Annotated in this window: 24 protein-coding genes; 23 read left to right on the forward strand and 1 reads right to left on the reverse strand. The window is 75.1% G+C overall.

Translation table 11 applies throughout. The features are described 5' to 3' along the window. Window positions 1–16: 16 nt before the first annotated feature. The 17 genes from GA0070606_RS24875 to GA0070606_RS24955 all read left to right on the forward strand — a co-directional run bounded on the left by GA0070606_RS24875 (window position 17) and on the right by GA0070606_RS24955 (window position 16,703). A complete protein-coding gene (locus GA0070606_RS24875; protein ID WP_176737574.1) occupies window positions 17–1,429 on the forward strand; it encodes an FtsW/RodA/SpoVE family cell cycle protein in 1,413 nt (470 codons plus the stop codon). Continuing rightward, window positions 1,429–2,535: an undecaprenyldiphospho-muramoylpentapeptide beta-N-acetylglucosaminyltransferase gene (gene murG, locus GA0070606_RS24880; RefSeq protein ID WP_091104862.1), complete on the forward strand. Its 1,107-nt coding sequence runs from the start codon at window positions 1,429–1,431 to the stop codon at window positions 2,533–2,535. The genes GA0070606_RS24875 and murG overlap by 1 nt, the downstream gene beginning before the upstream one ends. 31 nt (window positions 2,536–2,566) lie before the next feature. Beyond that, entirely contained in the window at window positions 2,567–4,111 is a 1,545-nt protein-coding gene (gene murC, locus GA0070606_RS24885; protein ID WP_091104865.1) for a UDP-N-acetylmuramate--L-alanine ligase, read from the forward strand. Then, window positions 4,108–4,923 (forward strand): cell division protein FtsQ/DivIB, encoded by an 816-nt coding sequence (locus tag GA0070606_RS24890; RefSeq protein WP_091104868.1) that lies wholly within the window; start codon window positions 4,108–4,110, stop codon window positions 4,921–4,923. Before murC ends, GA0070606_RS24890 begins: the two co-directional genes overlap by 4 nt. Before the next feature lie 252 nt (window positions 4,924–5,175). After that, the gene (gene ftsZ, locus GA0070606_RS24895; RefSeq protein ID WP_091104870.1) at window positions 5,176–6,294 is read left to right on the forward strand and encodes a cell division protein FtsZ; all 1,119 of its coding nucleotides are present in this window, start codon (window positions 5,176–5,178) and stop codon (window positions 6,292–6,294) included. A 9-nt stretch (window positions 6,295–6,303) separates the two neighbouring features. Beyond that, the gene (locus GA0070606_RS24900) at window positions 6,304–7,050 is read left to right on the forward strand and encodes a YggS family pyridoxal phosphate-dependent enzyme (RefSeq protein WP_091104872.1); all 747 of its coding nucleotides are present in this window, start codon (window positions 6,304–6,306) and stop codon (window positions 7,048–7,050) included. Between the two features lie 193 nt (window positions 7,051–7,243). Further along, window positions 7,244–7,939, forward strand: coding sequence for a cell division protein SepF (locus tag GA0070606_RS24905; RefSeq protein WP_091104875.1), 696 nt, complete (start codon window positions 7,244–7,246; stop codon window positions 7,937–7,939). Window positions 7,940–7,969: 30 nt separating this feature from the next. After that, window positions 7,970–8,275: a YggT family protein gene (locus GA0070606_RS24910; RefSeq protein ID WP_091104877.1), complete on the forward strand. Its 306-nt coding sequence runs from the start codon at window positions 7,970–7,972 to the stop codon at window positions 8,273–8,275. Window positions 8,276–8,319: 44 nt separating this feature from the next. Then, window positions 8,320–9,120, forward strand: coding sequence for a DivIVA domain-containing protein (locus GA0070606_RS24915; RefSeq protein ID WP_091104880.1), 801 nt, complete (start codon window positions 8,320–8,322; stop codon window positions 9,118–9,120). A gap of 75 nt (window positions 9,121–9,195) precedes the next feature. After that, window positions 9,196–9,807 carry a hypothetical protein gene (locus GA0070606_RS24920; protein WP_091104883.1) on the forward strand — a complete coding sequence of 204 codons (612 nt, stop codon included), beginning with the start codon at window positions 9,196–9,198 and terminating at the stop codon, window positions 9,805–9,807. Between the two features lie 8 nt (window positions 9,808–9,815). Then, the gene (locus GA0070606_RS24925) at window positions 9,816–10,121 is read left to right on the forward strand and encodes a DUF167 domain-containing protein (protein WP_091104886.1); all 306 of its coding nucleotides are present in this window, start codon (window positions 9,816–9,818) and stop codon (window positions 10,119–10,121) included. A 22-nt stretch (window positions 10,122–10,143) separates the two neighbouring features. Next, window positions 10,144–11,643: a potassium/proton antiporter gene (locus GA0070606_RS24930; RefSeq protein ID WP_091104889.1), complete on the forward strand. Its 1,500-nt coding sequence runs from the start codon at window positions 10,144–10,146 to the stop codon at window positions 11,641–11,643. A gap of 223 nt (window positions 11,644–11,866) precedes the next feature. Next, window positions 11,867–12,286: a TraR/DksA family transcriptional regulator gene (locus tag GA0070606_RS24935; RefSeq protein WP_091108162.1), complete on the forward strand. Its 420-nt coding sequence runs from the start codon at window positions 11,867–11,869 to the stop codon at window positions 12,284–12,286. Between the two features lie 66 nt (window positions 12,287–12,352). Next, window positions 12,353–12,964, forward strand: coding sequence for a signal peptidase II (gene lspA / locus GA0070606_RS24940; RefSeq protein ID WP_091104892.1), 612 nt, complete (start codon window positions 12,353–12,355; stop codon window positions 12,962–12,964). Continuing rightward, window positions 12,961–13,905, forward strand: a complete 945-nt coding sequence (locus GA0070606_RS24945; protein ID WP_091104893.1) for an RluA family pseudouridine synthase — start codon at window positions 12,961–12,963, stop codon at window positions 13,903–13,905. The genes lspA and GA0070606_RS24945 overlap by 4 nt, the downstream gene beginning before the upstream one ends. Before the next feature lie 285 nt (window positions 13,906–14,190). After that, window positions 14,191–15,723 (forward strand): MinD/ParA family ATP-binding protein, encoded by a 1,533-nt coding sequence (locus GA0070606_RS24950; RefSeq protein ID WP_091104896.1) that lies wholly within the window; start codon window positions 14,191–14,193, stop codon window positions 15,721–15,723. A 56-nt stretch (window positions 15,724–15,779) separates the two neighbouring features. Continuing rightward, window positions 15,780–16,703 carry a DUF2567 domain-containing protein gene (locus GA0070606_RS24955; RefSeq protein ID WP_425413069.1) on the forward strand — a complete coding sequence of 308 codons (924 nt, stop codon included), beginning with the start codon at window positions 15,780–15,782 and terminating at the stop codon, window positions 16,701–16,703. Here GA0070606_RS24955 and GA0070606_RS24960 read toward each other — a convergent pair. After that, the gene (locus tag GA0070606_RS24960; RefSeq protein ID WP_091104899.1) at window positions 16,618–17,322 is read right to left on the reverse strand and encodes an LON peptidase substrate-binding domain-containing protein; all 705 of its coding nucleotides are present in this window, start codon (window positions 17,320–17,322) and stop codon (window positions 16,618–16,620) included. The two genes, GA0070606_RS24955 and GA0070606_RS24960, sit on opposite strands and share 86 nt — an antisense overlap. A gap of 106 nt (window positions 17,323–17,428) precedes the next feature. Between GA0070606_RS24960 and hisD the strand changes: the two genes are divergently transcribed. From hisD to GA0070606_RS24985, 6 genes are all read left to right on the forward strand, one after another. Next, entirely contained in the window at window positions 17,429–18,751 is a 1,323-nt protein-coding gene (gene hisD, locus GA0070606_RS24965; protein ID WP_091104902.1) for a histidinol dehydrogenase, read from the forward strand. Window positions 18,752–18,800: 49 nt separating this feature from the next. Next, on the forward strand, window positions 18,801–19,889 hold the full coding sequence (locus GA0070606_RS24970; protein WP_091104905.1) for a histidinol-phosphate transaminase: 1,089 nt from the start codon (window positions 18,801–18,803) through the stop codon (window positions 19,887–19,889). 37 nt (window positions 19,890–19,926) lie between these two features. Continuing rightward, on the forward strand, window positions 19,927–20,538 hold the full coding sequence (gene hisB, locus GA0070606_RS24975) for an imidazoleglycerol-phosphate dehydratase HisB (RefSeq protein WP_091104907.1): 612 nt from the start codon (window positions 19,927–19,929) through the stop codon (window positions 20,536–20,538). 58 nt (window positions 20,539–20,596) lie between these two features. Then, on the forward strand, window positions 20,597–20,770 hold the full coding sequence (locus GA0070606_RS32685; RefSeq protein ID WP_176737412.1) for a hypothetical protein: 174 nt from the start codon (window positions 20,597–20,599) through the stop codon (window positions 20,768–20,770). An 85-nt stretch (window positions 20,771–20,855) separates the two neighbouring features. Further along, window positions 20,856–21,488: an imidazole glycerol phosphate synthase subunit HisH gene (hisH, locus tag GA0070606_RS24980; RefSeq protein WP_091104910.1), complete on the forward strand. Its 633-nt coding sequence runs from the start codon at window positions 20,856–20,858 to the stop codon at window positions 21,486–21,488. A gap of 54 nt (window positions 21,489–21,542) precedes the next feature. Then, window positions 21,543–21,866 (forward strand): hypothetical protein, encoded by a 324-nt coding sequence (locus GA0070606_RS24985; RefSeq protein ID WP_091104914.1) that lies wholly within the window; start codon window positions 21,543–21,545, stop codon window positions 21,864–21,866. Window positions 21,867–21,875 lie beyond the last annotated feature (9 nt).

Genomic DNA, 21,875 nt, shown 5'->3' on the forward strand with positions numbered 1-21,875 from the left:
GGACGCCGCCGGTGGGCTGGCCGCGCTGCGTGGCCTGCTGGACCGCCCGCTGGCCTCCTACTACCTGCTGCTGTCCAGCGCCGGGCTGCTGCTGTTGATCGGCCTGACGATGGTCTTCTCGGCGACCAGCGTCCGCGAGTACGCCGAGGGCGGCAACGCGTTCGCCGCGCTCACCAAGCAGGCGATCTTCGCGGTGATCGGCATCGTCGCCTTCTGGGCCTGCCAGCGGCTGCCGGCCAAGACCTACCGGGTGCTCGGCCGGCCGCTGCTGTTCACCGCCGTCGGCCTGCTGCTGGTGCTCAACCTGCTGCTCGCGTACGCCCGGCTGACCAACCAGGACTCGGCCCGGATCGGCCCGATCGAGGCCCGGCTGCTGTGGCTCTTCGTCGGCGGCATCCAGGTGCAACCCTCCGAGTTCGCGAAGTTCGCGCTGGTGCTCTGGGGGGCGCACGTGATCGCCCGCAAGGGTGCCGCGCTGGGCTGGTGGCGCGAACTGGCCACGCCGCTCTTCCCCGTCGTCGGCCTGCTCTTCGTCCTCGTCGGCTACAACGACCTCGGCACGATGCTCTGCCTGCTCGCCGTGGTGGTGGGGCTGCTCTGGGCGGCCGGGGTGCGGATGCGGGTCTTCGGCACGCTCTCCGTGCTCGGGCTGGTCGGCGTCGGCCTGCTGATCGCCGTCGCCTCGCTGGGCGCCGGCTCCGGTGAGCGGGGCGAGGAGAACTACCGCTTCGCCCGGCTGATGTCGTTCTTCAACCCGCCCGCGCCGGACGAGTGCAAGCTCGAGGGCTGCTACCAGATCTACCAGGGGCGGCTGGCCATCGAGCACGGCGGCTGGTTCGGCGTCGGGCTCGGCAAGTCCAGCCTCAAGTTCGGCTGGCTGCCCGAGGCGCACAACGACTTCATCTTCGCGATCATCGCCGAGGAGCTGGGCGTGATCGGCTGCGTGGTGGTGCTCAGCCTCTTCGCCGTGCTGGCCTACACCGGGCTGCGGATCGCCCGCCGGGTCGACGACCCGTTCCGCCGGCTGGCGGCCGCCGCGGCGACCACCTGGCTGGTCAGCCAGGCCGTGATCAACATCGGCGGGGTGGTCGGGCTGCTGCCGATCACCGGCCTGCCGCTGCCGTTCATCTCCGACGGCGGAAGCGCCCTGGTCGTCACGCTCGCCGCGATCGGGATGCTCGCCTCCTTCGCCCGCGCCGAACCCGACGCCGCCAGAGCGCTGCATGCCCGTCCGCCGGCCCGATGGGTCCGACTACTCTGGGCCCCGTTGCCGCCGCTTCCCGGGCGGCGGCGCCGCCCGGCGTCGCCCCCGGCTGCCCGAGGGTCCGTGCCCCGGTCGCGCCAGCGGCGGCCCGACGACCAGGCCGCACCGCGCGGGGTCCGGCTCGCCCGGACCCGCCGCGGGTCGGCGGACGAGAGGAGACGTTGATGGGTCCGCTGCGTTCGGTGGTGCTCGCGGGAGGTGGCACCGGGGGGCACATCTACCCGCTGCTCGCCTTCGCCGACTGCCTGCGCCGACACGACCCCGGCGTCCGGATCACCTGTCTGGGCACACCGAAGGGCCTGGAGAACGAGCTGATCCCGCCGCAGGGCTACGACCTGCGGCAGATCCCGGCCTACCAGCTGCCCCGGTCGGTCAACATGAACCTGGTCAAGACCCCGGGCCGGATGTGGACGGCGGCCCGCGCGGCGGGCAAGGTGATCGACGAGGTGCGCGCCGACGTGGTCGTCGGCTTCGGCGGGTACGTCTCCGTGCCGGCCTACCTCGCCGCCTGGCGACGCGAGCTGCCGATCGTGATCCACGAGGTGAACGTGCCGCCGGGCGTGGCCAACCGCCTCGGCATGAAGTTCACCCGGCACGTGGCGGTCGGCTTCCCGCACCAGCCCGCCCAGGCCGAGGCGCTGCGCGACGCGCGGGTCGTCGGCGTGCCGCTGCGCCGGGGCATCGCCGGGCTGGACCGGGCCGCCATGCGCAACGCGGCGCGGGCCCACTTCGGGCTCCGTCCCGACCTGCCGGTGCTCTTCGTCGCCGGCGGCTCGCAGGGCGCCCGGTCGATCAACCTCGCGGTGGCCGGGGCGGCCAAGGAGCTGGCGCGCAACGGGGTGCAGGTGCTGCACGTCATCGGCGCCCGTAACGAGCCGGTGCCGGTCCCCACCGACCTGCCGGTGCCGTACGTGACGCTGCCCTACCTCAGCGAGATGGAGGCCGGCTACGCCGCCGCCGACCTGATGCTGGGTCGGGGCGGGGCGATGACCTGCGCCGAGGTGGCCGCGATCGGGCTGCCCACCATCTACGTGCCCTACCCGCACAGCAACCAGGAGCAGAAGCGCAACGCGCTGCCCGTGGTGGAGGCCGGCGGAGGGCTGCTCGTCGACGACGCCGAGCTGACCCCCGACTGGGTCGAGCGGACGGTCATCCCGCTGATCCGCGACCCCCACCGGCTGCACGCGATGGGCACCGCCGCGGCCGCGTACGGGCGTCGTGACGGCGACGAGGCGCTGCTCAACTTCGTCTACGAGGCGGTGGCCCGATGACCGGGCGCACCGCGACGGGAAGGTACTCGGCATGAACACCGCACAGTTCACCCCGGCCGGCACGCTCACCGCGGAGGACCTGGGCACGATCCACCTGATCGGGGTGGGCGGGGTCGGCATGAGCGGCCTGGCCCGGCTCTTCCTGACCCGGGGCATCCCGGTTTCCGGCAGCGAGCTGCGGGAGTGGCCGTCCCTGGCCGGCCTGCGGGCGCTCGGCGGCACCATCCACATGAGTCACGAGGCGTCCAACCTCGACGGCGTCGACACGGTCGTCTACTCCTCGGCCATCCCGCAGGACCACCTGGAGATGGTGGAGGCGCGCCGGCGCGGCCTGCGCGTGCTGCACCGCTCCGAGGCCCTCGCGGCGGCGATGACGGGCCGCCGGACGGTCGCGGTCGCCGGCACCCACGGCAAGACCACCACGACCTCGATGGTCACGATGGTGCTCCAGCAGGCCGGGCAGGATCCGTCCTTCGTGATCGGCGGGGAGATCTCCGAGGTCGGCTCGGGGGCCCACCACGGCACCGGCGAGTACTTCGTGGTCGAGGCTGACGAGAGCGACCGCTCCTTCCTGATCTACCGCCCGTACGTGTCGATCATCACCAACATCGAGGCCGACCACCTCAACACCTACGGCGACCTCGCCAACCTGGAGGCGGCCTTCGCCGACTTCGCCCGGCTCACCGACCCGGACGGCTTCATCATCACCTGCGCCGACGACGCCGGCGGGCGGCGGTTGGCCGAGACGCTGCGCGCCGAGGGGCGGCGGGTGCACACGTACGGCGAGGCGGCCGACGCCGACCTGCGGCTGACCGACATCGCCTCCTCCGCCCGGGGCGTCCGCTACCTGGCGGGCATCGACGGCCGGTCGCTGGGCGAGTTCCGGTTGCCGGTGCCCGGCCGGCACATGGGGCTCAACAGCGCCTCGGCGGTGCTGGCCGCGTACCTGCTGGGGCTGCCGCTGGAGGCGGCCGAGGCCGCGCTCGCGGCGTTCCCCGGCGTGCGGCGGCGCTTCGAGCGCAAGGGCGTCGCGGACGGCGTGCTGGTCTACGACGAGTACGCCTACCACCCGACGTCGATGACGCTGGCGTTGCAGACGCTGCGCGAGGTGGCCGGGGACGGCCGACTGATCGTGGTGTTCCAGCCCTACCGGCTCTACCGCACCCGCGACCTGCAGGCGGAGATCGCCGAGGCGCTGGCCATCGCCGACGAGCTGGTGCTGCTGGAGGTCTTCGGCCCCGGCGAGCTGCGCCAGCCGGGGGAGGGCTCGGCGGCGCTGGTCGAGGCGGTGTCGCTGCCGGCGGAGCGGAAGGTCTTCGTGGACTCGTGGGAGGCGGCGCCGGCCGAGGTGGCCCGGCGCGCCCGGCCCGGCGACGTCGTGGTGACCATGGGCGCCCCGCCGATCTCGCTGATGGGGGACCAGCTGCTCGACGCGCTGTCGGCGCGGGCGGCCGACCCGGCGGCCCCGGCGGGCACCACGCCCGGCGGGGAGGCCGGCGGGGCGACCACCATCGGCGGCACCGTCCCCGGCGTCGGCGGCACGGTCCCGGACGGCGCGGCGCCCGCGGCCGGATGAGCCCCGGTCCGACGCGCGGGCGCACCACCGGCGCGGACGGCGGTGGCCGCCGCGGACCGGTGCGCCGATGGCAGCTGGTCCGGGCCGGCAGCGACGCCGTACCGGCCTCGACCCGGCGGTTCATGGCCCGGGCCCGGCAGCGCCGGATGCGCGCCGCGCTGCCGTGGGCGATCGCCGCCGGCGTGCTCGGCCTGGCCGGGCTGGTGGCCTGGACGCTGCTCGGCACCGGCCTGTTCGGGGTGCGCGAGGTCCGGGTGGAGGGCGCCGAGCTGGTCAGCGCGGTGCAGGTGCGGGACGCGGCAGCGGTGCCCGACGACGCCCCGCTGGCCCGGGTGGACCTGGCGGCCACGGCGCGCCGGGTCGGCGGGCTGCCGGCGGTGGAGCGGGCCGTGGTGACCCGGGACTGGCCGGACGCGCTGGTCGTCCGGGTGACCGAGCGCACCGGCGTGGCGGTGGTGCCGCGTGGGGAGCAGTTCGTCGTCCTCGACCGGTCGGGCGTGGTGTTCCGGACGCTGCCCCGGCCGCCGGACGGCCTGCCGGTGGTCCGGCTCGCCGAGCCGGGGCCCGACGACGGGGCGACCCGGGCCGCGCTGGAGGTGCTGACCGTGCTCACCCCGAAGCTGCGCGCCGAGTTGGTGGACGTGACCGTCGAGGGGCTGGCCCGGATCAAGCTCCGGCTGCGCGACGACCGGGTGGTGGTCTGGGGGGACGCGACGCGGGGGCCGGACAAGGCGCGGGTCGCCACCGCCCTGCTCGACCGCGAGGCCGACACGATCGACGTGAGCGCGCCGGACGTGGTGACCCTGCGGTGACCGGTGTCCGGTCCCGCCGGCGCGACGTGACCCACCCCGCTCCGCGGGCGACACGCCGTGCGGGTCCTTGGTTCACGGCGTGGGGGCGCTTACGTTGCCCCGAAGGGGATCAGTGGTTGACATAACTGTAAGCCTCTAGTAGAGGGTGAGGGTTTAATCCTGATCCTCGCTGGTGACAGCTGTCGTCGGCCGCTGGTCTGGCCAGGCCGTACCGGGTCGGCCCATGCCAATCTCGAAGGGAAAGGACCGAGGATGACACCTCCGCACAACTACCTGGCGGTCATCAAGGTCGTCGGCATCGGTGGCGGCGGCGTCAACGCCGTCAACCGGATGATCGAGGTTGGGCTCAAGGGCGTCGAGTTCATCGCGATCAACACCGACGCGCAGGCGCTGCTGATGAGCGACGCCGACGTCAAGCTCGACGTCGGTCGCGAGCTGACCCGCGGGCTCGGCGCGGGCGCCAACCCCGACGTCGGTAAGAACGCCGCCGAGGACCACCGCGACGAGATCGAGGAGGTGCTCAAGGGCGCCGACATGGTCTTCGTGACCTGCGGCGAGGGCGGCGGCACCGGCACCGGCGGCGCACCCGTCGTGGCGAACATCGCGCGCAAGCTCGGCGCGCTGACCATCGGCGTGGTGACCCGGCCGTTCTCGTTCGAGGGCAAGCGCCGCCAGGTGCAGGCGGAGTCCGGGATAGACGAGCTGCGCAACCAGTGCGACACGCTCATCGTCATCCCCAACGACCGGCTGCTGGCGCTCGGTGACCGCAACATCAGCATGATGGACGCGTTCCGCACCGCCGACCAGGTCCTCCTCTCCGGCGTCCAGGGCATCACCGACCTGATCACCACTCCGGGTCTGATCAACCTGGACTTCGCCGACGTCAAGAGCGTGATGAGCGGCGCGGGCAGCGCGCTGATGGGCATCGGCAGCGCCCGCGGCGAGAACCGCGCCGTCGAGGCGGCCGAGGCGGCCATCTCCAGCCCGCTGCTGGAGCAGAGCATGGACGGCGCGCGCGGCGTGCTGCTCTCCATCGCCGGCGGGTCCGACCTGGGCCTGTTCGAGATCAACGACGCGGCCCAGCTCGTCACCGACGCGGCCCACCCGGACGCCAACATCATCTTCGGCGCGGTCATCGACGACGCCCTCGGCGACGAGGTGCGGGTCACCGTCATCGCGGCGGGCTTCGACGGCGGCGCACCGGCGTACAAGGCGGCCGAGCCGGCGGCCCGCAAGCCCAACCAGAACCAGCCGGCGCAGCCCAACCCGCCGGTCGCGCCGCCGACCACCATGCCGGCCCCGCAGCAGTCGCCCCGCCGGGTGCTCTTCGACGACGTCGACGTGCCCGACTTCCTCAAGAACGGTTCCTGAGTTCCGCCGATGACCGACAGCCCAGCCACGGTGCGCCCGGACCGGCGCGCCGAACTCGCGGCCGGCCTGGCCCGCGTACGGTCCCGGATCGCGCAGGCGTGTGCCGACGCGGGACGGGACACCTCCGAGGTCACCATGATCGCGGTGACCAAGACCTACCCGGCCGGGGACGTCGTGGCCCTGGCCGGCCTCGGCGTGCTCGACGTGGGGGAGAACCGCGACCAGGAGGCGGCGCCCAAGGCGGCCGAGGTGGCCGCGGCCGGGGTGACGCCCCGCTGGCACTTCATCGGGCAGTTGCAGCGCAACAAGGCGAAGTCGGTGGTCCGCTACGCCGACGTGGTCCACTCCGTCGACAGTGTCCGGCTGGCCGGGGCGCTCGACCGGGCCTCGGCGTCCGGCCGGGACCGGCCGCTGGACGTGCTGGTCCAGGTCAGCATCGACGGCGACGCGGCCCGGGGCGGGGCGCTGCCGGGCTCGGCCGATCCGGACGCCGGCCTCGACGCGGTGGCCGAGGCGGTGGCGGGCGCCGAGGCCCTGCGGCTGACCGGCCTGATGGCGGTGGCGCCGCTGGGCTGGGAGCCGGAGCGGGCGTTCGCCCGGCTGGCCGAGGTGGCCGCCGGGTTCCGGAGGCTCCACCCGGGAGCCGGGGCGCTCTCCGCCGGCATGAGCGGCGATCTGGAGATCGCCCTCCGTTACGGCGCGACACATGTCCGCGTCGGCAGCGCGTTGCTCGGAATGCGTCCCACGCTGCGGTAGCCTGACCGCGAGAGAAGCAAATTACATCTGTGTTGTTTGAAGGGGCGGCGTCCCGTCATCGGGGGTCGTGGCGTGCGACGCGAATCGCGCGTCAGGGGATTGCCGCACCAGTCCGGTGGGCAGAAGTGTTCCACTCGCGACAAGCGACACGGCACGGGGGCGCGTGCCGCACGGCGGACGGGAAGGGCGCGGGATGGGTGCACTGCGCAAGGCGGGGGTCTGGCTCGGTCTGGTCGAAGAGGACGACGAGCGGCCCTACGACGACGGTGGCTACGACAAGGGTGGCTACCGCGATTCGCGCTACCGGCAGAGCCGGTACCCGGAGGACTTCGCCGACGACGAGGAGGACGACTCCGAGGAACCGCCGGCGCCCCGGTCCCGCCTCGGCGACCGCGGCCGGCTCTCCGAGCGGGTCGCCTCCCGCGCCTCGGACGCCGACCGGGCCGACGCCGACCGCCCGGAGCGGGCGGAGCGGTCCAGCGTCCGCTCCATCACCCGGTCGACGGCCGGCGAGACCAGTGGGGCGCTGACCTACCACACCCGGGACAACCTGGCCCTGGCGCCCCAGACGCAGCCGCGCGAGCGGGCGGTGGTCGCCGAGGAGGAGCAGCGCTACCAGATCACGACGCTGCACCCGACGACCTACCGCGAGGCGCGCACCATCGGCGAGCACTTCCGCGACGGCGTTCCGGTGATCATCAACCTCACCGAGATGGACGAGGCGGACGCGCGTCGACTCGTCGACTTCGCCGCCGGCCTCGCGTTCGGCCTGCGCGGTACGATCGAGCGCGTGACCAATCGGGTGTTCCTGCTCTCACCGGCCAACGTCCAGGTCACCGCGGAGGACAAGGCCAAGATCGCCGAGGGCGGCTTCTTCAGTCTGAGCTAGCCCCGCCCGACCCGAGGGACGTCGCCTGTCGTGTTGTCGATCGTGCTGCAAGTGCTGTACCTGGTGCTCTATGTCTTCCTCATCACCCTGCTCGCCCGGTTCGTCCTGAGCGCCGTCCTGCAGTACGGCCGGCGCTGGCAGCCGGGGCGCGGGGCATCGGTGGGGCTGGAAATCGTGTGGAGCGTCACTGATCCCCCTCTCAACGCGTTGAGGCGTGTGATCCCTCCGCTGCGAATTGGTACCGTGAGCATCGACCTGGCCTCACTTGTGCTCCTGGTTATCCTGTTCGTGCTGATGGAGTTCGTGTTGAGGCGGTCGATCATGAGCCTTGGCTGATGACCGACGCGCTTTCGCGGCCGCAACTGACCCGAGGAGTTTCGATGCCGCTGACCCCGGCCGACGTCCACAACGTCGCCTTCAAAAAGCCGCCGATCGGCAAGCGGGGGTATGACGAGGAGGAGGTCGACGCCTTCCTGGACGAGGTCGAGCGCGAGCTTGCCCGTCTCATCGAGGAGAACAACGAGCTGCGTGCCCAGGTGGAGCGCGGCGGCCGTGGCGGCGCCCCCGCCGGCCCCGGCGGCGACGCCCGTCTCGCGGCGGAGCTCAACGACGTCAAGGCCCAGCTCGACCGGGTGCAGCGCGACAAGGCGGCGGCCGAGCAGGCCGCCCGGGCGATGCAGGCGGAGCTGGAGCAGGTCCGTTCGGCCGGTGGGCCGGCGGTCACCGGCGACGGCGAGCAGCAGGCGTTGCGGGTGCTGATGATGGCCCAGCGGACCGCCGACGACCACGTCTCCGACGCCCGTCGCGAGGCCGACCAGCTGCTCTCCGAGGCCCGCACCAAGGCCGAGGAGGTCACTCGCGAGGCTCGCGCCAAGGCCGACGCCCTCGAGCGCGACGCGCGCCAGCGGCACCAGGAGGCCATGGGCGGCCTGGACGCCAAGCGCACCGCGCTGCAGAAGCACATCGAGGAGCTCAAGCAGTTCGAGCGTGAGTACCGCACCCGCCTCAAGGCCTACCTGGAGAGCCAGCTGCGCGACCTCGACGGCCGCGGCCAGGGCCTGGAGGTCGAGATGACCCGCGGTGAGGGCGGCCGGGCAACCGGCGGCAACGGCCTCGCCGCCGCCGGTCTCGCCGGTTCCTACGGCGGCGGTCGCTCCGGCGCTCTCGAATCCGGCCGCTGATCATCGGTCGGCGGCCGTCCGCACCGTGACGGTCGCCGACCGCCCCTCATCGGTACGACGCGGCGGGGGTGAGCCGTGATAGTCGCGAGTCTCCTGCTCATCCTCGTCGCGGTGGTACTGCTGGTGGCCGGCCTGGCCGGGGGCTCCAGCGTTCTTCTCGTCGTCTCCATCGCGGCCAGCCTGCTGGCCGCCGTCGCGCTGGTCGTGGGCGCCCGCCAGGCGGCCGCAGACCGGGCGGCGGCGCAGCGGCCGCAGCGGCCGTCCCGCACGGCGACCCCACCGGCCGACCCGGCCTTCGCGTACGGGCCACCGGTGGAGCCGGAGATCCCCGTCCAGCACGTTCCTCCGACGGTCGACGCCGGCGGCCCCGGGTGGCGGCAACCGCCCGAGCCGCCGGTGACCGACGTCGGGGCCCCGGTCGTCGGGCCCGGCATGGTGCCGGCGACCGACGACGACGAGCCGGGCGCGCAGGACGTCCCGCCCGCGCAGGCCGCCCTGGTCGCCCGCCTCGACGCGGAGGTGCGGGTGGTCGACGGGCGTCCCCGCTACCACCTGGCCCACTGCGCCCACCTCGCGGGCCGCGAACACGAGCCGCTGCCGGTCGGCGAGGCCGTCGAACTCGGCTTCACCCCCTGCGCCCACTGCGCGCCGGACACCGTCCTGCTCGCCGACGCCGACCGGATCTGAGCGGCCCGGTGGCGACGGACGACGCGCTGACCGTGGCGGTCCGGGTGAAGCCCGGCTCCGCCCGCGCCCGCGTCGGCGGCCGCCACGACGGTCCGCACGGCCCCGCCCTGGTGGTCGCGGTGAACGCGCCGGCCGTGGACGGCCGGGCCACCGAGGCGGCCCGGCGGGCGCTGGCCGGCGCGCTGGGCGTACGGCCGGCGGCGGTGTCGCTGCGGGCCGGCGCGGCCAGCCGCGACAAGCTCTTCACGGTCGCGGGTCGCGCCCCGGAGCTGACCGAGGCGCTGCGCCGGCTGCGCGACGGGGCCGCCGGGTGACGCACGCCCGGGCCAGGCGACCGTGACGCCGGGGCTGGATCTCGCGCTGCTGCTGGGCGCGGCCGTCCTGCTGGTCGCGGTCGGGGCGGTGCGGCTCTCCACCCGGCTCGGCGTGCCGAGCCTCCTGGTCTACCTCGCGCTCGGCGTCGCGATCGGCGAGGCCGGGTTGGGCATCCGCTTCGACGACGCGGAGCTGACCCGTACCCTCGGCTTCTGCGCGCTCATCGTGATCATCGCCGAGGGCGGGCTGACGGCGCGGTGGAGCACGCTGCGCCCGGTGCTCGGGCTCGCCGCCCTGCTCTCCACCGTCGGCGTGGTGGTGAGCATCCTGGTCGTCGGTCTCGCCGTGCACCTGCTGCTCGGGCTGGACTGGCGGCTGGCCCTGCTCTACGGCGCGGTGCTCTCCTCCACCGACGCGGCGGCGGTCTTCGCCACGCTGCGCCGGCTGCGCCTGCCGCCCCGCCTGGTGGCCACCCTCGAGGCCGAGTCGGGGATGAACGACGCCCCGGTCGTGCTCCTGGTGGTGCTGCTGTCCCGGGAGGGGGTGACCCACCCGTGGTGGTACGAGACCGCCCTGGTCAGCTACGAGTTGGGTGTCGGCGCGGCCGTGGGCCTGGCGGCCGGCGTCGGCGGGCGGTGGGCGCTGCGGCACGCCGCGCTGCCGTCGGCGGGGCTCTACCCGATCGCGGCGGTCGGGCTGACGGTGTTCGCGTACGCCGCCGGGGCGGTGCTGCACGCCTCGGGCTTCCTCGCCGTGTACGTCGCCGGGGTGATCCTCGGCAACGCCCGGCTGCCGCACCGGCAGGCGATCCTCGGCTTCGCCGACGGGCTGGCCTGGCTGGCGCAGATCGGGCTGTTCGTGCTGCTCGGGCTGCTCGTCACGCCGAGCCGGCTGGGCTCGGCGGTGCTGCCGGCGGTGGTTGCCGGGTTGGCGCTGGTGCTGCTCGCCCGGCCGCTGTCGGTGGCGGCGTCGGCGCTGCCGTTCCGGTTCGGCCTGCGGGAGCAGGCGTTCCTGTCCTGGGCGGGGCTGCGCGGCGCGGTGCCGATCGTGCTCGCGACCATTCCGCTGTCGGAGCGGGTGCCCGGCGCCGACCGCCTCTTCGACTCGGTCTTCGTCCTGGTGGTGATCTTCACGCTGCTCCAGACGGGGACGCTCGCGCCGGTGGCCCGCCGGCTGCGGGTGACCGCCCCGGCCGAGGCGGCGGAGATCCGGGTGGAGACCGCCCCGCTGGAGCGCATGCGCGCCGACCTGCTCCAGGTCGAGGTGCCGCCCGGTTCGCGGCTGGCCGGGGTGCACGTCGACGAGTTGCGGCTGCCGCTGGGGGCCTCGGTGACGCTGGTGCTGCGCGACGGGGTGGGCGTGGTGCCCGGCCCGGACTTCCGGCTGAAGACCGGCGACAGTCTGCTGATCGTGGCGACCGCCGGGGTGCGCGACGAGGCGGAGCGGCGGCTGCGGGCGGTGAGCCGGCGCGGCCGACTGGCCCGCTGGTTTGGCGAGTACGGCGAGGATCGCGACGGCTGATCTGCTAGCGTTCCCTTTGTCCTGATAAGTCATAAGTCGGGGCCGAGCGGCGGTGCGTCGGTGCGGCACGTTGTCGGACGCCTGTACGTTCCGTATTCTTGCGAATCTCCGGAGTGCGCGGCCCCGTGGCCGCGCGCCCGTTTTGTACCTGGGGTGCGCCGGTGCCGGCGGCCCCTGTCGAGGTGCCGCGGTCCGCCGCGGTCCCGTGGCCGAGGGAGCGACGATGGCGAAGCCAGCCGAGACCAGGACCGCCGGCCGCAAGCCGGTGGTGAAGGCCACCCGCAGCGCGGCGGAGACCGAGAAGATCCGGGCGGCCCTGGCGGCGCGACGTGACGAGTTGCGCGGCGAGTACGATCAGACGCTGAGCGAGATCACCGAGCTGCAGCGCGACCGGCTGACCGACTCGGCCGGGGACGACCAGGCCGACACCGGGACCAAGACGTTCGAGCGGGAGCAGGAGATCTCTCTCGCCAACAGCATCCTGGAACGGATCACGCAGGTCGAGCGGGCGTTGGAGCGGCTCGACGAGGGTGGCTACGGCTGGTGCGAGCGGTGCGGCAACCCGATCCCGGTGGAGCGGCTCGCCGCGTTCCCGTCGGCCACCCTCTGCGTGACCTGCAAGCAGCTGGAGGAGCGGCGCTGACGCCCGCTCCCCGGCGGCCATGGGAGGCGGCGCGCCAGCGCCGCCGCGAGCGTCGATGGGGAGCAGATGTCCGAAGCACCGCCCGCCGGGCCCGGCAGCGCTGAGCCGGGCGGCGGCACGCCCCGCCGCCGGGCCGTCACCATCCTGCTCGGCGTCGCGTCGACCGCCCTCGTGGCCGACCTGGCCACGAAACACCTCGCCCTGGCCACCCTCTCCGACCGGGAGCCGGTCGAGCTGCTCGGCGGCGCGGTCTACCTCACCCTCACCCGCAACAGCGGCGCGGCCTGGAGCATCGGCTCCGACCACACCTGGGTCTTCCCGCTGATCACCATCGGCGTGGTCGGCTGGATCCTCTGGATGGCCCTGCGGCTGCGCTCGCTGCCCTGGGCGATCTCGCTCGGCCTGGTGCTGGGCGGGGCGCTCGGCAACCTCACCGACCGGATCTTCCGCGCCCCGGGCTGGTTCGTCGGGCACGTGGTGGACATGGTCAGCCTCTTCGACCCGTACGGCCGGGTCTGGCCGGTGTTCAACCTGGCCGACAGCGCCCTGGTCTGCGGCGTGGTGCTCGCCGTCGCGCTGGAGCTGACCGGGCGCCAGCGCGACGGCAGCCGGATCGGCAAGGACGAGCCGGCCAAGCCGGCGACGCCCGCCGACGCGGGTCAGCGGGGGCCGGCATGACCTCCGCCTTCTCCGCCGGCCGCGACCACCGCTCCCTGCCGGTCCCCGACGGCCTCGACGGCACCCGGCTCGACCAGGCCGTGTCGCGGCTCTTCGGGCTCTCCCGCACCGCCGCCGCGGCCCTGGTCGACGCCGGCGACGCCTTGGTCGACGGGGTCGCCCGGGCCAACTCCCACAAGGTCAAGGCCGGCTCCTGGCTGGAGGTGACCCTGCCCGCGCCGGCCGCCCCGCCCGCCGTGGTGCCGCAGGCGGTGCCCGGGCTGCGGGTGGTGTATGCCGACGACGACATCGTGGTGGTGGACAAGCCGGTCGGGGTCGCCGCCCACCCGAGCCCCGGCTGGACCGGCCCCACCGTCATCGGCGCGCTGGCCGCCGTCGGGCACCGCATCTCCACCAGCGGCGCCGCCGAGCGGCAGGGCGTGGTGCACCGACTCGACGTGGGCACCACCGGGATCATGGTGGTGGCCAAGAGCGAGCAGGCCTACACCTCGCTGAAGCGGGCGTTCAAGTACCGCGAGGTGGAGAAGCGCTACCACGCCGTGGTGCAGGGGCACCTCGACCCGCTGCGCGGCACCGTCGACGCCCCGATCGACCGGCACCCCACCCACGACTACCGCTGGGCGGTGGTCTCCGGCGGCAAGCCCAGCATCACCCACTACGACACGGTCGAGGCGTTCCCGGCGGCGAGCCTGGTCGACGTCCGGCTGGAGACCGGCCGCACCCACCAGATCCGGGTGCACTTCTCCACCCTGCGTCACCCGTGCGTGGGCGACCTGACGTACGGCGCGGACCCCACCCTCTCCGCCCGCCTGGGCCTGACCAGGCAGTGGCTGCACGCCCGCTCATTGAGCTTCCTGCACCCGCGGACGGGAGACGAGGTGCGCTTCGTCAGCGACTACCCCGACGACCTGGCCCGGGCGCTGGAGATCCTGCGCGACTGAGCGTCGTACCCCGCCGGCGCGACGGCGGCGACGGCCGGGACCGGGCACGCCGGCGGTCCCGGCCATGGGCGAAACGTCGGAACCCGCACTTCGGGTGACGGATTCGTCACCGTTCCCGTCCGGCCCGGCGCCGGCAGGAATCCCGTCGCCGGCCCGCCCCACCTCGGCAGACACGACCGCCGGCGGCGTCGCGGGACCCGCCGGGTGCCGGTGGGCAGGACCGGAGGTGCGCGGACGGGTGTGGTCCGAATAGGGTTTCGTTCGTAGCCTGTCAGGCGGACGTCGATGGCGCTGGGAGGGCGAGCCGTGGAGGGCAGCGAGACCGGCTGGGCGCGGCCGGCCGAACCAGCACCGCGGTGGCGGGCGCTGCTCGACCGCGCCCGGCACGGCGGTCGCCCGGCCGAGCAGGCCGAGACCGACCGGCACGCCGCGCCGCCGGTCCCGCCGGTCCCGCCGGAGCCGCTGCCCCGCCGCTCGTCGGGCCACGGCTACGCCGCGCGGGTGCCGGCCATCGGCCGGGCGCCCGAGCCGCCGTACGCCGCCGAGCCCGGGGGGTACGCGGCCGAGCCCGGACCGCAGACCTACGGCGCGGAGTACGGCCGCCGGGTCGACGCGGGCTACCGCGCCGAGGCCACCTACCGGGTCGAGCCGGCCTACCGGGTGGACCCCGCCGAGCCCGCCTACCGGGTGGACCCCGCCGATCCGGGCTATCCCGCCGATCCGGGCTATCCGGTCGAGCCCGACCACCGTGTGCCGCCGGCCCACCAGTCCGAGCCGACGCCCGTCGTGCCGGCGCAGCGGCGCGGGCGCGAGCCCGTCGAGTCCCGCTACGCGCTGCTGGACAACGGCTACCGGCACGAGCCGCCCCCGGTCGAGTCCCGCTACGCCCCTCTGCTGGACGGCGGCTACCGGCCCGAGACCGCCTACCAGCCCCCGGCCCCGCCGCCCGCCGCGCCCGTGGCCGCCAGCTACCCGGCCCGGGTCGAGTGGCGCCCGCGCGGCGCGGAGAGCGAGCTGGAACGCGCCGCCGGGGTGCTCCGCCGCGACCTGGGCACCCCCCGGGTGCTCGCGTTCGCCAACCCGAAGGGCGGCGTGCACAAGACCACCGCCACCGTGCTGGCCGCCGCGACCGTCGGCAGCGTACGCGGGCGGGGCGTGCTGGCGTGGGACGACAACGAGCTGCGCGGCACCCTCGGACTGCGCGCCGGCAGCGCCCGGCACGCCCGCACCATCCGGCACCTTGTCAGCGACCTCGCGCACATCGAGATCAAGGAGGGGCCGGAGCTGCTGGAGCACCTGGACGACTACCTCAGGCACGCCTCCGACGGCTCGTACGACGTGCTGGCCGGCGAGGAGAGCCCCCGGTTCGCCCAGCGGCTCGACCAGTTCACCGTCCGGCGGGTGCTGGAGCTGCTGCGCCGCACCCACGACGTGGTCTGCGTGGACACCGGCAACAACGTGGAGAGCGCCAACTGGCGCACCGTCATGCAGGCGGCCGACCAGCTCGTGGTCACCACGGTGCCGCGCGAGGACGCCGCGTTCAGCGCCGACTGGATGCTGGACCTGCTGCACGAGGTGGGCATGGGCGAGCTGGCCGACAACGCCGTGACCCTGATCTCCTGCCCCACGCCGGGCCGCTCGTCGTTGCAGGACGACCTGGAGCGGCACTTCGCCACCCGCACCCGGGCCGTCGCCGTGGTGCCGTACGACCCGGCGCTGGAGACCGGCTCCTCGATCGAGTACCACCAGCTCCAGCAGGAGACCCGGCAGGCGTGGCTGCGGGCCGCGGCGGTGATGCTGGAACCGTTCGCCCGGTGAGCGGGTGTGCCGCCACCGGCCACCCGCGCCGCCGTCCGGCCTGAGAGGATCACCGGGTGAGCGCGGACACCCCCGAACCCGACCGGCCCGGCCGCCGCACCGACGAGCCGGGCACCCCCGCGCCGGCGGCCCCGGCGGAGCACGCCGTGCCGTCCCCGAGCGCAGCCGCCGACCCGTACGCCCCGCCCGGCGCCGGCCCGTACGGCACCCGGGAGCCCGGCGGCCCGCCCGCCCCGTGGGGCCCCGGCGCGCCGCGCCCGCACGAGGGGCCCGGCGCCGTCCCGTACGGCCCGGTCCACGGGGTCGGCCACCCGGTCCCGCCGGCCGAGCCGGAGCCGCCGCGCGGCCGGGTGGCGCGGCTCGCGGCGGGCACGGTGCTCGCGCTGACCGCCCTGGGCGTGCCGCTCGGGCTGCTCTGGGCCGCGCTCGCCCCGGACACCCCGGTGGTCAAGGTGCCCGACGGCGCGATCTACGCCGAGCCGCAGCCCGAGCAGCCGGTCGCCGCCGACGGCTGGTTCAGCCTGCTCGGGCTCGGCTTCGGGGTGCTGGCCGCGCTCGCGCTGTGGTTCGTGCTGCGCCGCGTGCGGGGGCCGGTCGGCCTGCTCACCGGCGTGCTCGGCACCTTCGGCGCGGCGCTGGTCGCCTGGCAGGTCGGGCGGCGCGTCGGGCTGGCCGGATACCAGCGGCTGCTGGAGACCGCCCCGGACGGCCGGGCCTTCAGCAAGCCGGCGGACCTGCGGGCCGGCGGGATCGACCTGGTGTTCGGCGTGCTGCCCGTGCCGCACGGCAACCTGCTGCTGCCCGCGTTCGGCGCGGCCGTGGCGTACACCCTGCTGGCCGGCTGGTCCCGCTGGCCGTCGCTGCGCCCGGAGCCCGAGCCCGGCGAGCCCGGGGTCAGTTGGGAGTCGGCGGGGACGCCAGCTCCGCCAGGGGCACCGGAACCGCCCGCACCTGGCGCAGCAGCGCCGCCTCGCGGTTGAGCAGGCGCAGCTCGGCGCGGAGCCGGGCGGCGGTGTCGTCGATGGCGAGCAGCCGCTGCCGGTCGGCCACGGTCAGCGCCGCCGTCGCGGCGACCAGGTGGGAGAGCACCGTCGGATCCTCCGGCAGCTGCTCGGACAGCTCCTCCTGGTCGGCCCGGATCAGCCCCAGGTACTGCCGGAACACCGAGATCACCCGGGCGGCGAGCAGGTCGGCGACCTCGTCCGGCCCGCCCGGCTCGGGCAGCCACTCCACCTCGGCGGTGAGATAGGGCGCGGCCTCGCGGTCGACGCCGGCGATGCGGAACCTGCGTCTGCCCACGGTGACGATGTCGAAGCCCCCGTCGGGGCGCTCGGTGACCTGGCGCAGCTCGGCGGTGCAGCCCACCTCGTGCAGGGTGACGTCGCCGCCGCCCGGCACCGGCCGGCCGTCCGGCGCGGTGGGCGCGACCTCCCAGCCGGCCTGGATGGCCACCACGCCGAACTCGCGCGGGGCGCCCTCGGGCAGCCCGACCAGGTGCCGGACGAGGGCGCGGTAGCGCTCCTCGAATATGTGCAGCGGCAGCACCAGACCGGGGAAGAGGACCGTCCCGAGCGGAAACACCGGCAGCCGCGCAGTCACGCGTCGAGCCTAGCCCGATCCCGGCGCGGCGGCGTGTCCCGGCTCACCGTCCCGGCGTACGGGCGGCGGCGGTCGACGTCCGGACGGGCCGCCTAGACTCGCAAGGGTGTTGAACCGGATCGACCTGCGCGGCGGCGTCCGTGACCCGCGCCGCCTGCTGCCCCGTGCCCAGCTCGACGTCTCCGTGGCCGTCGAGAGGATCCGCCCGCTCGTGGAGGCGGTCCGGGAGCATGGCTACCCGGCCATCCGGGAGGCCAGCGTTCGGTTCGACGGGGTCTCGCCCGAGGTGCTGCGGGTGCCCGCCGAGGCGATCGCCGAGGCGGAGGGCACCCTCGACCCGGGGGTGCGCGCCGCGCTGCTGGAGTCCATCGCCCGGGCCCGGAGGGTGCACGCCGACCAGCGCCGCAGCGACCACACCACGCAGGTGGTGCCGGGCGGCACGGTGACCGAGCGCTGGGTGCCGGTCGACCGGGTCGGGCTCTACGTCCCCGGTGGCCTGGCGATGTATCCGTCGACCGTGGTGATGAACGTGGTGCCGGCCCAGGCGGCCGGGGTCCGCTCGCTGGTGGTGGTCAGCCCGCCGCAGAAGGACAACGGCGGCCTGCCCGACGCCCGGGTGCTCGCCGCCTGCGCCCTGCTCGGCGTCGACGAGGTCTACGCCGTCGGCGGCGCCCAGGCCGTCGCGATGCTGGCGTACGGCGCGGCCGTCGACGCCGAGGGCACCGCCCACTGCGACCCCGTCGACATGATCACCGGCCCGGGCAACATCTGGGTCACCGCCGCCAAGCGGCTGCTGCGCGGCGTCGTCGGCATCGACGCCGAGGCCGGCCCGACCGAGATCGCCATCCTGGCCGACGACACCGCCGACGCGGCGCACGTCGCGGCCGACCTGATCAGCCAGGCCGAGCACGACCCCCTCGCGGCCAGCGTGCTGGTCACCCCGTCGGTCGAGCTGGTCGACGCGGTCGAGCGGGAGCTGGCCCGACAGGTGCCGGCCACCAAGCACGCCGAGCGGGTCACCACCGCGCTGACCGGCGAGCAGAGCGGCGTCGTCCTGGTCGACGACCTCGACGCCGGGCTGCGGGTGGTCGACGCGTACGCGGCCGAGCACCTGGAGATCCAGACCCGGGACGCCCGCGAGTGGGCGCTGCGGGTGCGCAACGCCGGGGCGATCTTCGTCGGCGCCTGGTCGCCGGTGTCGCTCGGCGACTACTGCGCGGGCTCCAACCACGTGCTGCCCACCGGCGGCTGCGCCCGGCACTCCTCCGGGCTGTCGGTGCAGTCCTTCCTGCGCGGCATCCACCTGGTCGAATACACGCGGGAGGCGCTGCGCGAGGTGGCCCCGCACGTGGTGACCCTCGCCGGCGTGGAGGACCTGCCGGCCCACGGGCAGGCGGTCAGCGTCCGCTTCCCGGGAGCCGCGTCGTGAGCGCGCGCGGCCCCCGCCGGGGCGGCGCCGGGCGCAGCGGGGTGGCGGCGTGACCACCCTCGACGACCTGCCGATCCGCGACGACCTGCGCGGGCTGTCGCCGTACGGGGCGCCGCAGCTCGACGTGCCGGTGCGGCTGAACACCAACGAGAACTCCTACCCGGTGCCCGAGCCGGTGGTGGACGCGATCGGCAAGGCCCTCGCGGCGGAGCTGCGCGACCTCAACCGCTACCCGGACCGCGACGCCGTGGCGCTGCGCGCCGACCTCGCCGGCTACCTGGGCCACGGGCTCTCCGTCGAGCAGGTGTGGGCCGCCAACGGCTCCAACGAGATCCAGCAGCAGCTGCTCCAGGCGTTCGGCGGGCCGGGGCGCACCGCGCTCGGCTTCGTCCCCGCGTACTCGATGCACCCGCTGCTGGCCCTGGGCACCGGCACCCGGTGGGTGCCGGCCCGGCGCGGCGTCGACTTCGGGCTGACCGCCGCCGAGGCGGTCGACCAGGTCCGCGAGCACGCGCCGGACGTGGTCTTCCTCTGCTCGCCCAACAACCCGACCGGCACCGCCCTGGATCCGGCGGTGGTCGCCGCGGTGCTCGACGTCGCGCCGGGCATGGTGGTGGTCGACGAGGCGTACGCCGAGTTCGCCCGACCCGGCACGGTCAGCGCCCTGGCGGTGCTGCCCGGGCACCCGCGCCTGGTGGTGACCCGGACGATGAGCAAGGCGTTCGGGTTCGCCGGCGGCCGGCTGGGCTACCTGGCCGCCGACCCGGCCGTGGTGGCGGCGGTGCAGCTGGTCCGGCTGCCCTACCACCTCTCGGCGCTGACCCAGGCCGCGGCCCGGGCGGCGCTGGCGCACCGCGACGCCCTGCTCGGCACCGTGGCCGCGATCTCCGCGCAGCGCGACCGGATCGTGGCGGAGCTGCGCGGCGCGGGGTTCCGGGTCGCCGACAGCGACGCCAACTTCGTCCTGTTCGAGGTCGGCGGCGACCAGGCCGCCGCCTGGCGCACCCTGCTGGAGCACGGCGTGCTGGTCCGCGACGTCGGCCTGCCCGGCTGGCTGCGGGTCACGGCCGGCACCCCCGCCGAGACCGACGCGTTCCTCGCCGCGGTGCGGCAGCTCCCGAGGGGGCGCGAGGAGTGAGCGTGCGAGCCCCGCAGTCACGATGGAAAGGTAAGCAATGAGCCGAACCGCCCGGGTGGAGCGGATCACCAAGGAGACGAAGGTCCTCGTCGAGATCGACCTCGACGGCACGGGCCGGGCCGAGATCGGCACCGGGGTCGGCTTCTACGACCACATGCTGCACCAGATCGCCCGTCACGGCGGCTTCGACCTCACCGTGCGCACCGTCGGTGACCTGGAGATCGACGCCCACCACACGATGGAGGACACCGCGCTCGCCCTGGGTGCCGCGTTCGACCAGGCGCTGGGGGACAAGGCCGGAATCCGGCGGTACGGCTCGGCCACCGTGCCGATGGACGAGGTCCTCGTCCGGGCCGCGGTCGACCTCTCCGGCCGCCCGTACGTGGTGCACGACGAGCCGGTGCTCGCGCCGTACATCGGCCCGGTCTATCCGACCAGCATGACCCGGCACATCTGGGAGTCCTTCGGTCAGGCGGCCCGGATCACCCTGCACGTGGACGTGCTGCGGGCGGCCCGCCCCGGCGGCCACCCCGACGCCCACCACGTGGTGGAGGCACAGTTCAAGGCCGTCTCCCGCGCGCTGCGGGAGGCCACCGCGATCGACCCGCGCGCCGCGGGCGCGATCCCCAGCACGAAGGGCGCCCTCTGATGGGCGCGCGGAAGGCGGCGCGGCGGCCGGCCGTGGTCGCGGACGGAGGGCGGGGCTGATGGGCGAGGTGCTGCCGACGTTGCTGCTGATCCTGGCCGGCGTGCTGGTGGGCGGCACGTGGTCGCTGCACAAGCAGGGCGCGCCGCGCGGCGCGGTGGTCGTCACCGCGCTGCTGGCCGTGCTGGCCACGGCCGCCGGCGTGCTCTGGCTGCTGCCGGGGGAGGGCTCGTGACCGGGTTGACGGCGATCCCCGCCGCGCACACGACGCGTCCCGCCGGGCGGTTCGTGGCGCCCGCCGGGCGGGCGGGGGTGTCGGCGTGAGCGACGTCGTGGTGCTCGACTACGGGTCGGGCAACCTGCGCTCGGCGGAGCGGGCGCTCGCCCGGGCCGGCGCGGACGTGACCGTCACCGACGACCTGACCGCCGCCGCCGAGGCCGACGGCCTGGTGGTGCCGGGCGTGGGCGCCTTCGCGGCGTGCATGGCCGGGATCGAGGCGCTCGGCGCCGGGCCGGTGATCGCCGAGCGCGTCGCCGCCGGCCGTCCGGTGCTCGGCATCTGCGTGGGCATGCAGGTGCTCTTCGAGCACGGCGACGAGCACGGCGTGGTGACCAAGGGCCTCGGGCTGCTCCCGGGCGGGGTGACGAGGCTGGCCGCCGCCCGACTGCCGCACATGGGCTGGAACACGGTGTCCGCGCCGGCCGGTTCGGTGCTCTTCGCCGGGCTGCCCGCCGACAGCCGGTTCTACTTCGTGCACTCGTACGCGGTCGGGGACCCGGGGGCGCTGGCCGCGGCCGGGGCCACGGTCACCACCGCCCACCACGAGACGGACTTCGTGGCGGCGGTGGAGCGGGGCGCGCTGTGCGCCGCGCAGTTCCACCCCGAGAAGTCCGCCGACACCGGTGCCGCGCTGCTGCGCAACTGGCTCGCCACGCTTCCCACCGGTGACTGAGCGGCTGCCCCGGGCGGCGCGCCGGTCCGCCCCCGGCGGCCGGCGGGGGACGCCGTGAGCAAGGAGCGGGCCCGCCGCCGGGCGGCCCGGGAGGCCGAGGCGGCCCGCGAACGTCTCGTCCGGCAGCGGCGGACGGCCCGCCGGCAGCGCCGCCGCGCGCTGGTCCGCCGCCTCACGCCCGTGCTGCGCCGCCGGCGTGCGGGCCGGCTGCCCCGCCACAGCCGGGGTGAGCGGGCCGCGATCGTGCTGCTGACCCTGGCGGCGATGCTGCTGATCTGGTCGCTCGTGGACGACCTGGCGCTGCGGATCGCGCTGGTCGTGCTGTTGCTGCTCGTACTGCCGGCGATCGTGGTGATCGCCCTGGACCGTCGTACCTGAACCGAGGAG

Source organism: Micromonospora citrea (assembly GCF_900090315.1).
Taxonomy (GTDB): Bacteria; Actinomycetota; Actinomycetes; order Mycobacteriales; family Micromonosporaceae; genus Micromonospora; species Micromonospora citrea.